Raw genomic sequence first — 13,164 nt, forward strand, 5'->3', positions numbered from 1 at the left:
CCCCTCACGCGGGAGGGCGGAACCGGCGCTCGGGTCCGGATGCGATGATCGGCGGGACGGGTGCCGGGATCGCGGTCCTCGCCCTCGGCCGGCCGCCCCCACGCGTCAGGAAAGGTGCCCCACGATGACGAGCCGTGATGCCGTCGCGCTCGACGACCCGGTGGGCGAGTCGCTCCGCGGGCACCACGCGCGTCTCGCCCGCCGGCTCGGCCGGGCCGCCACCTACCTGCCGGACGTCGCGACCTTCTCCGCGGTGTCCGCCGAAGCGGACGCAGAGGACTGGACGGACCTCGCCCGGCTGCTCGGACCGGGCGCGTTCGCCGACATGTTCAGCTGCCCGGCGGTCCCGCCGTCGGACTGGGAGCCGCTCTTCGTCCTCGAGGGCCGGCAGATGGTCTGGGCCGGACGCGACCGGCCCGACGGGGCTCCCGCCACCACCGGCGCCGAGGTGGTCGAACTGGGCGCCGACGACGTGCCGGAGATGCTCGCGCTCGTCGCGCGGGCCCAGCCAGGCCCCTTCTGGAAGCGCACCCGGGAACTCGGCGCCTATCTCGGCGTGCGGAGCGGGGGCAGGCTGGTGGCCATGGCGGGCGAGCGGCTCCGGCCTCCCGGCTGGACCGAGATCAGCGCCGTCTGCACGGCGCCCGAGGCACGCGGCCAAGGCCACGCCACCCGCCTGGTCGCCGCGCTCGCCGCGCGCGTCCTGGCCCGGGACGAACGTCCCTTCCTGCACGTGGCCGAAGCGAACACGGGGGCGATCGCCCTCTACGAGCGGCTCGGTTTCGACAGCAGGAAGCGGGTGTCCTTCCGCGGGTACCGCACCCCGGTCTGACGGCACCACCGCCCCGGGGCCGGCGCACGACGCGGAGTCCCCCGTGCGCGATGTCCGGGACACCTCCTGGACATCCCTCGGACCAGCCCGGACCGGACGCGCCGCGTCCGGGACGGCGCACGCCGTTGCCGCGAGCAGGAGTGATCATGCGTCTTTCGCATGCCCTCGCCGGCGCGGGACTCGGCGCGGCACCGGTCGTCGGCGGCGTCCGCGCACCGGCACAGGCGGCACCCGCCGGGCACGACGCGCACGTCGACCTCTGCGTCGACGGCAAGATCGTCGCTTCCGCGTCGTTCATCGGCGTCGGGGACCGGTTCGAGGTGACGAAGAGGTCGTCCCACGGCGGTCGCCCGTACCTCGGGTACACGTACATCCGCACGGACGGGACTCTCCCGGAGGGCACGCACCGGGGTGTCAGCGACATCGGCTCCGCCCTGAAGTTCGACCACGACTTCGGCGAGGGCCGCGAGGTCGCCTTCCGCCGGTGCGTCCGGAACACCCTCGCACGGGACGACTGCACCGACGACGAGGACGGCCCGTGGGAAATCGGCTACGCGTGATCCGCTTCCGGGCCGGGCCGGCCGTCACGGCGAGGGCGGCGGCTCCCTGAGGGACGGATGACGCTCGGCAGGACCGCACGGGCCGTCCACCACTCCGCCCGGCGCGGCTGAGCACCGCCTGTGCGCGCGGGGCGAGCGCCGACGGCACGGCGGCCCCGCATGAGCGGCTGCCGCCCGCCCGCGAGGTCGCCGCGGCGCCCGGCATCGCGGACCGGGCCCGGCGCACCGAGGCCGTGCACGGCCTCATCACCCAGGCGCGCGAACTCGGCCTCACGGACCAGGACTTCCTGGCCGTGGTCGACGGCTGTCCGGCCGGCGCGCCCTCCGGCACGCCACGCACCCCCGGAGGCTGAACACCCGGGAACGCCGTGGGAGCGGCGCGGGCACGGCCGGGGCTTTCGCGTGTACCCGGCCGACGACGCTCGGCACAAAACACCCATGAGGGACGAGCGGCCGGTTTCTCGGCGGCGTTCAGAAAACGTTCAGCAAAAGATTCCGCGGACCGCTTGCGGAAAGAGGGCCGGCCCATTGACGAATGCCGCCGCGGCAACCACCTTTGTGGCGAACCGAATTCCGTTCGACCACGAGAGCTGGGATGCCCATGAGAACGATCCGGCACGGCGTCGCCTTCGCCGTCGCTGTCGCGGCCGTCGCCGCGGCGATCTTCGTCTGGACCGCGACGGAATCCGCGCAGGCATTTCCCCCGACCCCCAAGCAGACGGTCCTGAACTATCTGCGTTCCCTTTCCGGGAACCACATCGTTTCGGGCCAGCACAACAAGGAGCCCGCCTCCGCGCCCGGTCAGTACACGCAACAGGTCAAGGACGTGACGGGGCAGTACCCCGGCCTGTGGGGCGGTGACCTGATGTTCACCGCCACGGACGTGGCCAACCGCCAGCGCGTGACCGACCAGGCGAAGACCGAGTGGGCGAACGGCTCGCTGGTCGCCCTGACCTGGCACGTCTGCCCGCCGACCGGCGGGAGCACCTGCGCGTTCGAGGGCGGCGTGAAGTCGAACCTGTCGAATGCGCAGTTCTCGCAGATCCTCACCGAGGGCAGCGCCCTGAACAACGCCTGGAAACGGCGCCTCGACGAGGTCGTCCCCTACCTCCAGCAACTGAAGAACGCGGGGGTTCCCGTTCTCTTCCGGCCCCTGCACGAAATGAACGAATCGTGGAACTGGTGGGGAAACCGGCCCGGAGCGAACGGCAGTGCACGGCTCTTTCAGATCACCCGTGACTATCTCGCCGGGACGAAAGGGCTGGACAATCTGATCTGGGTCTGGAACGTGCAGGACAATCCGGCGGGCGGCTGGAGCAGTTACTATCCGGGCAGCCAGTACGTGGACGTCGTCTCGCTGGACGTCTGGTACAAGAGCCACCCCAGTTCCGCCGACTACCAGCAGATGCGCGGCATCGCGGGCACGAAGCCCATGGCCATCGCGGAAATCGGCAAAATGCCGACCGCCGCCCTGCTGGACAGCCAGACCCAGTGGGCGTGGTTCATGATGTGGTCCGAGCACCTGCGCGGGAACAACACCAACGCCGAGATCCAGGCGGCGTACTTCCACCCCCGTGTGCTGAACCAGGGCGAGGTCCGGCTGCCCTGACCCCCGCGGGCGGGCGCCGCGCGGCCGGGCCGGCCGGCGGCGCCCGTCACAGCCAGCCGCGCAGCCCGCGCAGGAAGCCGGCCGGATCGTCACGGTGGACGGTGTGCCCGGCGCCGTCCACCGTGCGGACCCGCCAGCCGCGGCGGCTCAGCGCGGTGGCTTCGGCCGGCGGGATCCGCTCGCTGGGGCCGGCGAGCAGGACCAGCGAGGGGACGGACGGGACGTCCGGCAGGCCGGGCAGGTGCCGAAGGGCGGTGACCGATGCGGGGTCCCAGACGGCGAGTGCCTGGTGCTCGGCGGTGATGTCGTCGTCGTGCCAGCCGGGGTGCGCGGCGCGCACCTCCCGCCAGGTGGCGTGCTTGGCGGCGCGCAGGGCGTCCAGGTCCCGGCGCCGGGGCAGCCAGGCGGGGTCGCAGTGGACCGCGCGGGCGCAGCGCAGTGCGGGTACGGCGAGGAGCAGCGCGGCCGAGCCCAGTGAGTGGCCGATGGCGAGGTCGGGGGCCGGGGGCAGGGTCTCGAGCAGGTCGGCGGCGAGGGCGGCGGGGGTGTAGGTCCCGGCCGGTCCGCTGGCTCCGTGGCCGGGCAGGTCCACGGCGACGACCCGGTAGCCGCGGCCGGCGATCGCCGGGGCGACACGCGCCCAGCTGCGCGAGTCCGTCATGATGCCGTGCACCAGGACCGCCGTGCGGGGGCCGTCGCCCCAGACCCGGGTCGCGAGCCTCACGAGACACCGTCCAGGGGCACCCGGGCCCGGTAGAGCACCGCTCCCGCGCCGGACACCGCGCAGGGGGCGCCGGCCGGGACGAACGCGGCGGCACCCGCCCGAAGAGCCGGCCCCGGCTCCAGGCGGGCCTCGCCGGTGAGGCAGAGCAGCACCTGCGGGCCGGCGTCGGTCAGGCACACGGCCTCGACGCCCGCGTCCACGCGCGACAGGGCGAACTCCGTCGCCGGGCAGCCGTAGTGCCCCTCGCCCGTCGTCCCCGTCGGCGTGGGCCGTATGACGGACGGCTCGCCCGGGGTCGGGTCGACGACGTCGCTCAGGAGTGCGGTGTCGATGTGCTTGTCGGTCAGGCCGCATCGCAGCACGTTGTCGGAGTTGGCCATGATCTCCACGCCTGTCCCCCGCAGATAGGCGTGGGGCACCCCCGCCGCCAGGTACAGGGCTTCCCCGGCGTCGAGGCGGACGTGGTGGAGCAGCAGTGCCGCGAGCAGGCCGGGGTCGCCGGGGAAGTCGCCGGCCACGGTGGCGTACGCGGCGGCCGCGGTGCTCCAGGGGCCCCGGGCCGCGGCCAGCGGGGGCAGCGCGGTGGAGACGGCGCGCACCAGGCGTTCCGGGGCGTCCAGGGCTGCGCGCAGTGTGCGCCGGAGGGAGTCCCGCGGCGGTCGGGACCGCAGCAGCGCCGCCCAGCGGTCGAGTTCGGGCACGGACAGCGCGTCCAGCAGGGCGGCCGTACGGGCCGGGTCCCGGAAGCCGCAGAGCGCCTCGAAGGGGCCCAGCGCGCACAGCAGTTCGGGTTTGTGGTGGCGGTCCTTGAAGGTGCGGTGGGGGGCGTCGAGCGGTGTGCCGGCCGCTTCCTCGCGGTCGTGGCCGGCCCGCGCCTGCTCGCGCGTGGGGTGCACCTGCACCGACAGGGCCCGGTCGGCCGCCAGCAGCTTGAGCAGGAAGGGCAGTTCGGGGCCGTGGGCCGCCAGGCTCGCCTTTCCCAGTGCGCCGGCGGGGTCGGCGGCGATCGCGGCGGCCAGGTCCGGGGCGCCGGGCCGGCCGGCGAGCGGTGACGGCGCGGCGGGGTGCGCGCCGAACCACAGCTCGGCCTGGGGTTCACCGGTGGGCTCCTGTCCGAGGAGGGCGGGGATCGCGGTGCGTGACCCCCACGAGTAGGCGCGGACGACGGGAGCCAGGAGGGAGATCGCTGTCACGGGACGCTCCGGGGCGTGAAAGGGCCGCCCCCGGCGGGCGAGGGCGGCGGGGCTGGTGCCGGGCGCGTACGGGGTCGGGGGTCGTGCCCGGCAGGTGGCGGGGACGCCGGTTCGTGGCGGTGGTCGAGCCGCCGCGGGCCGGACCGGCCTCGGGCGGCCCAGCGGGGTGTGCGTCCCGGCCGGGCCGCCCGAGGCCGGCCGGGGCGCCGTCAGTCGGCGGCCCGCGGAGGCGCGCTGCTGCCGCGCGGCAGCAGGACGGGCGTCGCGACCGGACCCGACGGGGGGTCGCGGCGGTGGACGACGTCGAACAGCCGGCGGGTGACGTCGGCGCCGAAGCCGAAGACGTCGTGGCTCATGGCGGACAGGTTCGGATGGGTGAGGCGGCACAGCTGGGAGTCGTCCCAGGCGATCAGGCTGACGTCCCTCGGCACGCTCAGGCCCATCTCGGCGGCCACGGACAGACCCGCGACCGCCATGATGTCGTTGTCGTAGATGATCGCGGTGGGACGCTCCCGGGAGGCGAGCAGCGACCGGGTGGCCCGGGCGCCCTGCTCGCCGGAGTAGTCGGTGGTGACGCTGCGGGCCGGCTCCAGGCCCAGTTCCGCCACGATCGTGTTCAGCGCCGCGGTACGGATCAGGGTGTGGCCGAGTGCCGGGTGACCGCCCACCCGCGCGATCCGCCGGTGGCCGAGGGCGGCGAGGTAGCGCACCGCCTCGTGCACGGCGGTTTCGTCGTCGGTCCACACCGAGGTGAAGCCGCCGGTCAGGGACGGGTGGCCGACCGCGACGGCCGGCAGCCCGATGGTCGCCAGTTCGGTGATCCGGGGGTCGTCGCGCTGGATGTCGACCAGGATGGACCCGGCGATCCTGCGGGACTGCCACCACTGGCGGTGGACGGCGATCTCCTGCGCGGTGTCCCGCACGAGGTGCAGCAGCAGCGAGCACCCCTGCTCCTCCAGGACGGACTCGACCCCGGAGATGAACTCCATGTAGAAGGGTTCGAGACCGAGCTGCCGCGCGGGCCGCAGGACGACCAGACCGACGGTGTCCCCCGCGCCGGTCGCCGAACCGGACAGCTTGATCGCGGCCTGGTTCGGCACCCAGCCCAGTTCGGCGACGGCCGCCATGATCCGCTCACGCGTGGCCGGCGAGACACCGGGGCGGTTGTTGAAGGCCAGGGACACCGCGCCCCGCGACACACCGGCCCGGGCCGCCACGTCCGAGATCGTGACGCGCCGCGGCCGGCGCGCCGCGCCCTCACTCACGGACGCCTCCGGCCCCGTTGACGCAGAACAGCGCCGCACGGGCGGTCCGCGCGTCGGGCCGCGGCCAGCCGGTGACCCGCCACGTCGTGCTCTCGCCGGGCAGGAGCGTCACACGCCCGTGGTCGGTGCGGGCGTCCGCGTGCAGCCGGTCGGCCTGGAGCAGCAGGTCCCGTACGAGCCCGCCGGCCGTCACCGTGACCCGCGCGCCGTCCGCGCCGTCCTCGCTCACCCGCACCTCGTAGGAGGCGGCGGGGTAGGCGAACTCCCGGTCCGGGCAGGCGAAGCGCACCGCCCGCAGGTCTCCCCCGCTCCCGGCTCCTCCCCCGCTCCCGGCTTCGCTCGAACGGGGGGACCCCCACGCGCGGGGGGACCCCCACGCGTCGGCGACCAGGAACTCCCGGCGCGCGTCGCCGAAGCGCGTGACCGACTCCGGCAGCCGCTCCGTCGCCACCTCGCGCCCCGCCGCCTTCAGCGCGACCTCGGCGTGCGCCAGCACCTCTCCGTCCGCCCGGACCCGGCGGACGGTGACGGTCGTCTCCCAGGTCGCCGCGCCCTGGTTGCAGCCCACGAGCACCGGTTCGCCGTCGCGGTCCTGGATCGTCAGCAGCCGGTCGGCGTACAGCCGGCGCATCTCGAACCAGAGGGGCTTGGGCCGGCCGTCGCCGTCGATCGCCGCCCAGGACGTGACGGGCCAGCAGTCGTTGAGCTGCCACAGCACCGTGCCGGCGCACCGGGGCCAGTGGGAGCGCCAGTGCTCGACCCCGGCGGCCACGGCCCGCGCCTGGTTGAGCTGGGTCAGGTAGTGCCAGGTGTCGAAGTCGGCGGGCGGCGGGAAGTGCGGGGCGAGTCCCCGGTTCAGCTTGCCGTTGCCGTCCTCCGCCTTCTGGTGGTGCAGCATGCCGGGGGAATCGGCCGACAGCGGGCGCTCGGACAGGGCTCGTTCCAGCGTGGCGAGCGCCGGCGGCGCCTGCCAGCCGAACTCGGCGACGAACCGCGGCACCGTGGTGAGGTAGTCGGCGTAGTCACGGCGGTTCCACACCTCCCACGAGTGCGCGGTGCCGTGGTCGGGGTCGTTCGGCGTGTGGTCCCAGGACCCCGACCACGGGCTGCCCGCCCAGTACGGGCGCGTCGGGTCCGTCTGCGCCACGACGCGGGGCAGCAGGCCCAGGTAGTACCCCTCGCCCCAGGAGTCGCCCGCCAGCGCCTGCTCCCACTCCCAGTCGGCGAAGCCCCACAGGTTCTCGTTGTTGCCGTTCCACAGCACCAGCGACGGGTGGGGCATCAGCCGGATCACGTTCTCCCGGGCCTCGGCCTCGATCTCCGAACGCAGCGGCTGCTCCTCCGGGTAGGCGGCGCAGGCGAACAGGAAGTCCTGCCAGACCATCAGGCCGAGTTCGTCGCACACGTCGTAGAAGGCCCGGTCCTCGTAGATCCCGCCGCCCCACACGCGCACCAGGTCCACGCCCGCCTCGGCGGCCTGGGTGAGGCGGGTGCGGTAGCGGTCGGGGGTGACCCGGGCGGGGAAGGCGTCGTCGGGGATCCAGTTCACGCCCCGGGCGAAGACCGGGGTGCCGTTGACGACCAGGGTGAAGGCGCTTCCGTGCGCGTCCGCGGACGTGTCCAGGGCGATCGTGCGGAAGCCGATGCGGCGCTCCCACGTGTCGAGGGCCCGGCCGCCGTCGGTCTCGCTCAGCACGACCGTGCATCCGTACAGCGGCTGGTCGCCGTGGCCGCGCGGCCACCACAGTTCGGCGTCCGGGACCCGCACCGTCACCGTGGCGGTGCTCTCCCCCGGTGCGACGGCGACCTCCGCGGAGGCGTCGCCGACGGCGGCGACCAGGCGCAGGGCCCTGTCCCGTCCGCCCGCCGTGCGGTCCAGGCCGACGACGATCTCGGCGACGCCGGTGCCGTCCTCGGCGACGGTGACGTGCGGACGGACCGAGGCCAGCCGGGCCGTGGACCACTGCTCGATCCGCGCCTCGCGCCACACACCGGCCGTCACCAGCGTGGGACCCCAGTCCCAGCCGAACGAGCAGGCCATCTTGCGGACGTGGTTGAACGGCTCCGGGTAGGAGTTGGGCCGCTCGCCCAGCGCGGTCCGCACCGCCTCCGCCTCCACGTACGCGGAGGTGAAGGTCACGTCGAGCGGGGCGGGCCCGTCCGCCAGCAGTTCGGTGACGTCGAACCGGTACGACCGGTGCATGTTGCGGGTGCGGCCCAGCAGCCGGCCGGCGACGCGGACGGCGGCGACCGTGTCCAGGCCGTCGAAGACCAGGTCGGCGCGTTCGAAGGCGCCGTCCCGCCGGGGCAGTTCGGTCGCGTACGTCCAGTCGGCGCGGCCCACCCAGGCCACCTCGTCCTCGTTGCGGTCGAGGTACGGGTCGGCCAGCCATCCCGCCGCCATCAGGTCGGTGTGGACGCAGCCGGGCACCCGCGCCGGCACGACGGCCCCGGCCAGCCCCGGGGGCGCCTGCTCGGGGGTGTGACGGCCGGTGTCCAGGCGCAGCGTCCAGCCCTGGGACAGCGGGGTGCGGACCTTCATGCGGAACTCCTCGTGAGACGTGGTGCGGGGCGCGGTGGACGGGCGGGTCACTTGGTGGAACCGGCCGCGAAGCCGCTGTAGATGAAGCGCTGCAGCGCCAGGAAGACGATCAGGGTCGGCACGATCACCAGGACCGCGCCGGCGGAGATGGTCTCCCAGTGGGCGCCGAAGGGGCCCTTGAACCGGAACAGGGCGGTGGAGATGGTGCCGAGTTCGGGGTCGGGCATGTAGAGGAAGGGCACGTAGAAGTCGTTGTAGACGGCGATGCCCTTGACGATGACGACGGTGGCGACGGCCGGCCGCAGCATCGGGAAGATGATTTTCCGGTAGATCGTCCAGGAGTTGGCGCCGTCGATGCGGGCGGCCTCGTCCACGGAGGTGGGGATGGACCGGATGAACTGCAGGAAGATGTAGATCGAGACGATGTCGGTGCCGGTGTAGAGCAGGATCGGCGCCCAGCGGGTGTTGAAGGCCCCGAGATCGTCGATCACCTGGAAGGTGGCGACCTGTGTGGTGACGCTCGGGACCAGCGCGGCCAGCAGGAAGAGGCCCGTCACCAGCTTCTTCAGACGGAACCGGAAACGGTCGATGGCGTAGGCGCTCATCGAGCCGATCAGTACGGTGCCGGCGGTGGAGACCACGAGGATCAGCGTCGTGTTGCCGAACGCCCTGAGCATGGCGCCCTGTTCGAAGGCCGTCGCGTAGTTGGCGAAGTTGAACCAGTCGCCGGGCGGCGACAGCGGACCGTCGCTCACCGTCTCCGACCGTGTTTTCAGCGAGGTCAGCAGGACGACGCCGAGCGGAACGAGCACCACGGCCGACGCCAGCAGCAGGGAGAGGTACTTCAGCGCGGCGGCGGTCCGCGGCAGTGCGCCGCGGCCGGCGCGGGCCGGGCGCCGGGCGGGGGTGGCGGTGCCGGTGGTCACGAGAGCTCCACCCTCTCCTCGGGGACCAGACGGCGCTGGACCCAGGTGATCAGCAGGATGAGGACCAGCAGGACGACGGCCGAGGCCGAGGCCAGGCCGACCTTGTCGAACTGGAAGGCGAGTTTGACCGTCTGGATGACGAACGTCTCCGTCCCGTTGGCGCCGCCGGTCATGATGTACGGGATCTCGAAGACGGCCAGGGAACCGGACACGGCGAGGAGGAAGCTCAGGCTGATGACGGGCTTGATGCCGGGCGCGATGATGTGCCGGAACTGCTGCCAGCGGTTGGCCCCGTCCAGTTGCGCCGCCTCGTACAGGTGCGGCGGGATCGACTGGATGGCGCCCAGGAACAGCACCATGTTCAGCCCCGTGAAGCGCCACACCGACACCCCGGCCAGCGAGGGGTTGGCCAGGTCCGGGTCGCCCAGCCACAGGTGCTCGCCGTCCACGCCGACCATGCGCAGCAGCGTGTCGAGGGTGCCGTCGGGCTGGAAGAAGTACAGGAACACGAACCCGACGGCCACACCGTTGATGAGGTAGGGGAAGAACAGCACGCCCTTGAACAGGTTGCGGAACCGGGTGTCGAAGCTGAGGACCGTCGCGAAGTACAGGGCGAGCGCGATCTGCACGACCGAGGCGGCCAGGTAGAAGCCGCTGACGAGGAACACCTCGAACCGGGCGGGCCGGGTCACCAGGTCGGTGTAGTTCTCGCCGCCCACGTAGGAGCGTGCGGGGCTGACGCCGTCCCAGTCGGTGAAGCTGTAGCCGACCATCTCGGCCACCGGCAGGTAGGTGAACGTCACCAGCAGCGCCAGGGGGACGGCCAGGAAGAGCCAGGGGGTCAGGGCGCCGGCACGGCGGCGCCCGCCGGTGCGCGGCCGGCCGGCGGCGGACGCGGGAGGCGCGGCGCCCGGTCGGCCGACGGCGTGCGCCGCGGTGCGGGTCTTGTGGACAGCGGTCATCTCATGGTTCCTCGTGGTGGGTTGCCGGTCGGGCGCGCTGAGCGGCGGCGGCACGGCGAGCCGCGGTTCACGGGGTCCCGGTGCGCGCCCGGGACCGGCCTCACGCGGTCGTGGTCCCGCCGTGCCGCGCCACGGTCAGCCGAGGGCCTGCCGGGCCTCGGACCACTTCCCGTTCAGCTCGTCGAAGTAGCCCTCCATGTCCCCGTCGGCCGCGCCGCGGGCGACGTCCACCAGCTTCTGCCGGTAGTCCTGCGCGGTGATGCCGATCTCCGACGCCTTGTTGATCGCGTTGACCCGGGCGACGTTCCTCTGGTGCTGCGGAATCAGCGTGACATCGTTGTCGGAGAACGCCTTGAGCGTGTCGGGCAGCGGGGCGCCCTTCACGGAGGAGATGGATCCTTCGGCGGCGGCCTGGCCCGACTTGGTGATGTACCAGTCGATCCACGCGCGGGCGGCGGTCTTCTTGCCGGAGTGGACGTTGACCGCGTACTGGTAGTCGGGGCGCAGGACGGAGCAGGACTTCCCGTCCTTCCGTGCGGGGAAGGGCATGAAGCCGATGTCGTCGGGGTTCTCGCCGGCCGCCTTCGCCGCGGCCCGCATCTGGGAGATCGCCCAGGAACCGAGCCACATCGACGCGACCTCGCCGGTGCCGATCTTCGCCTTGGAGTCCTCCCAGTTGGTCGTGGTGGGGTCGGGCTCGGCCAGCTTCCTGTCGACGATCGTGTAGAGCAGCTTGTCGATCGCGTACAGGTCCGAGCCCTCGGTCCAGGGCTCGTCCGTCTCGGCCAGGGCGTCGTAGGCGCCGGGGTCGCAGGCGGGGGAACCGATGGCGTTCGTCCAGTTGGTGAGCGGCCAGCCGTCCTTGTAGTTCGTGTAGTACGGGACGGCGCCGGTCCTGGCCTTGATCGTCTCGAGGTCCGCGACGAACTCCTCGGGCGTGGCCGGCCAGTCGGTGATGCCGGCCTTCGCCCAGACCGCCTTGTTGTAGACGAACCCGTTGGCCACGCCGATGTTGGCCAGACCGTAGACCCGGCCGTCCACGGTGGCGTGGTCGGTGTAGTCGAACTTCGCCGACAGGTCGCCGGCCGTGCCCAGGGGGGCGAAGAAGGCGGGGTACTGCTCGACGGAGAGCGAGTTGGGGATCAGCAGGACGTCACCGTAGTTCTCGGTGTTCATCCGGATCTTGGTCTCGCCCTCGTAGTCGGTCAGCCCCTCGAACTTGACCTTCACGCCCGGGTAGACCTTGCGGAACTCCGCGGCGTACTTCTCCAGGGTGCCGTCGGCCAGCTGGTCCGTCCTGTTGGTCAGGACCGTGATCTCCCCCGACACCTTCGCCGGATCGCTCGGAGGGGCCGCTATCTCGCCACTCCGGTCCTCCCCCTGCCCGCTACAGGCCGTGGCCGCCACCATGGCCGCAGCCACCAGCGCCACCCAACTTCTCCGCATCCCCGCCACCTCTCGTCGCGTGACCTTCCGGTGCCGGACCGGGGGATCACCGCGTCGGCTCGCGGTCCCCGGCCCTGACGAGCGCTCAACGTAGACGTGACGTCGCCGCCGTGTCCATAGACCGGTCTAGAGGAATTTCCTTGATTCTCACTGGCCTGACCTGCGACTTTACTAAACCATGACTAAATGGATCGAGACCGTGGACCAGGGCCGGGGGCGATATGCGCCCAGGTGTGGACAACGTTGTCAGCGGCATGGTGGGATGAGGCGGTCTCCCGGTCGGGCCGGGCGCTCCGCCCTTCGGACCATCGACACGATGGGTAGTCGGCCGACCGCCGACCCCGGTCCGGGTGATGTCCTGATAGCCGCGCTCGGTCCGCGACGGGCCGGCGCCCGGTCGCCCCTGTCGGCCGCGACCGGCGCGGCCCGGTCGCCTCCCCGTACAATTTGAGGCCGAACGATCGCGGCCCCGGGGTCCGTGATCCGGCGACGACGTGAGGAGTCACGGTGCCCAGCCAGCGGTCGATCAGCGAGGCGGAGAAGCTGGCCGAGGAGAAGCTCGGCGGCATCGCACTGCGCCGGGAACAGATGGCCGCGGTGGCCAACATCTACCGGGCCGCGTCCGCCGTGCGCCAGCACCTGGAGAACTCCGTGCTGCGCGGCTCGGACCTGACCTGGACCGCCTTCGTGGTGCTGTGGGTGGTGTGGGTGTGGGGCGAGTCCGAGACCCGGCACGTGGCCGAGGAGGCCGGGATCTCCAAGGGCACGCTGACCGGTGTCTCCCGCACGCTGGAGTCGCGGGGGCTGCTGCGGCGCGCCGGTCATCCCACCGACGGACGGCTCGTCCTGCTGGCCCTCACCGAGGAGGGCGAGGAGTTCATGCGCCGGGTGTTCCCGGCGTTCAACGAGGAGGAGGCCTTCGTCACCGCCCGGCTGAGCGACACGGAGTGCCGCGACCTCGCCGACGGGCTGCGCCGTGTGGTCCTCCAGGTGGAGGAGAGCGGCGAGGAGCGGCGCAGGTCGCTGCTGAACGGCGAGAGTCCCACCCCGCGCCGCAGCGGACGGCGCGCCAGGGGCTGACCCGGCGGGGTCCGCCCCCGGCCGT

Annotated in this window: 11 protein-coding genes; 4 read left to right on the forward strand and 7 right to left on the reverse strand. The window is 72.8% G+C overall.

The features are described 5' to 3' along the window. Window positions 1-124 precede the first annotated feature (124 nt). The 3 genes from ACH4F6_RS01015 (at window position 125) to ACH4F6_RS01025 (ending at window position 3,001) form a co-directional block, all read left to right on the forward strand. Entirely contained in the window at window positions 125-832 is a 708-nt protein-coding gene (locus ACH4F6_RS01015) for a GNAT family N-acetyltransferase (protein ID WP_397957679.1), read from the forward strand. A 146-nt stretch (window positions 833-978) separates the two neighbouring features. Next, window positions 979-1,392, forward strand: coding sequence for a hypothetical protein (locus ACH4F6_RS01020; RefSeq protein ID WP_397957680.1), 414 nt, complete (start codon window positions 979-981; stop codon window positions 1,390-1,392). Window positions 1,393-1,993: 601 nt separating this feature from the next. After that, window positions 1,994-3,001: a glycosyl hydrolase gene (locus ACH4F6_RS01025; RefSeq protein ID WP_397957681.1), complete on the forward strand. Its 1,008-nt coding sequence runs from the start codon at window positions 1,994-1,996 to the stop codon at window positions 2,999-3,001. A gap of 46 nt (window positions 3,002-3,047) precedes the next feature. Here the strand turns inward: ACH4F6_RS01025 and ACH4F6_RS01030 are convergent, their stop codons facing one another. From ACH4F6_RS01030 to ACH4F6_RS01060, 7 genes are all read right to left on the reverse strand, one after another. Then, the gene (locus ACH4F6_RS01030) at window positions 3,048-3,725 is read right to left on the reverse strand and encodes an alpha/beta fold hydrolase (protein ID WP_397957682.1); all 678 of its coding nucleotides are present in this window, start codon (window positions 3,723-3,725) and stop codon (window positions 3,048-3,050) included. Then, window positions 3,722-4,918 (reverse strand): mannose-6-phosphate isomerase, class I, encoded by a 1,197-nt coding sequence (gene manA, locus ACH4F6_RS01035; protein ID WP_397957683.1) that lies wholly within the window; start codon window positions 4,916-4,918, stop codon window positions 3,722-3,724. Before manA ends, ACH4F6_RS01030 begins: the two co-directional genes overlap by 4 nt. Before the next feature lie 209 nt (window positions 4,919-5,127). Further along, window positions 5,128-6,183 carry a LacI family DNA-binding transcriptional regulator gene (locus tag ACH4F6_RS01040; protein ID WP_397957684.1) on the reverse strand — a complete coding sequence of 352 codons (1,056 nt, stop codon included), beginning with the start codon at window positions 6,181-6,183 and terminating at the stop codon, window positions 5,128-5,130. After that, window positions 6,176-8,725, reverse strand: a complete 2,550-nt coding sequence (locus ACH4F6_RS01045; RefSeq protein WP_397957685.1) for a glycoside hydrolase family 2 protein — start codon at window positions 8,723-8,725, stop codon at window positions 6,176-6,178. The genes ACH4F6_RS01040 and ACH4F6_RS01045 overlap by 8 nt, the downstream gene beginning before the upstream one ends. 47 nt (window positions 8,726-8,772) lie before the next feature. After that, window positions 8,773-9,651: a carbohydrate ABC transporter permease gene (locus ACH4F6_RS01050; protein WP_397957686.1), complete on the reverse strand. Its 879-nt coding sequence runs from the start codon at window positions 9,649-9,651 to the stop codon at window positions 8,773-8,775. Further along, window positions 9,648-10,613, reverse strand: a complete 966-nt coding sequence (locus ACH4F6_RS01055; RefSeq protein ID WP_397957687.1) for a carbohydrate ABC transporter permease — start codon at window positions 10,611-10,613, stop codon at window positions 9,648-9,650. The genes ACH4F6_RS01050 and ACH4F6_RS01055 overlap by 4 nt, the downstream gene beginning before the upstream one ends. 135 nt (window positions 10,614-10,748) lie before the next feature. Further along, a complete protein-coding gene (locus ACH4F6_RS01060; protein WP_397957688.1) occupies window positions 10,749-12,059 on the reverse strand; it encodes an ABC transporter substrate-binding protein in 1,311 nt (436 codons plus the stop codon). A gap of 507 nt (window positions 12,060-12,566) precedes the next feature. Between ACH4F6_RS01060 and ACH4F6_RS01065 the strand changes: the two genes are divergently transcribed. Continuing rightward, entirely contained in the window at window positions 12,567-13,139 is a 573-nt protein-coding gene (locus ACH4F6_RS01065; RefSeq protein WP_397957689.1) for a MarR family winged helix-turn-helix transcriptional regulator, read from the forward strand. Window positions 13,140-13,164: the final 25 nt, after the last annotated feature.

Source organism: Streptomyces sp. NPDC017936 (assembly GCF_044328485.1).
Taxonomy (GTDB): Bacteria; Actinomycetota; Actinomycetes; order Streptomycetales; family Streptomycetaceae; genus Streptomyces.

Excerpts from the sequence above, each read along its gene's own strand:
- ACH4F6_RS01055 (WP_397957687.1), bottom strand. The coding sequence starts at position 10,613 with ATGACCGCTGTCCACAAGACCCGCACCGCGGCGCACGCCGTCGGCCGA.
- ACH4F6_RS01045 (WP_397957685.1), bottom strand. The coding sequence starts at position 8,725 with ATGAAGGTCCGCACCCCGCTGTCCCAGGGCTGGACGCTGCGCCTGGAC.
- ACH4F6_RS01025 (WP_397957681.1), top strand. The coding sequence starts at position 1,994 with ATGAGAACGATCCGGCACGGCGTCGCCTTCGCCGTCGCTGTCGCGGCC.
- ACH4F6_RS01060 (WP_397957688.1), bottom strand. The coding sequence starts at position 12,059 with ATGCGGAGAAGTTGGGTGGCGCTGGTGGCTGCGGCCATGGTGGCGGCC.
- ACH4F6_RS01020 (WP_397957680.1), top strand. The coding sequence starts at position 979 with ATGCGTCTTTCGCATGCCCTCGCCGGCGCGGGACTCGGCGCGGCACCG.
- ACH4F6_RS01015 (WP_397957679.1), top strand. The coding sequence starts at position 125 with ATGACGAGCCGTGATGCCGTCGCGCTCGACGACCCGGTGGGCGAGTCG.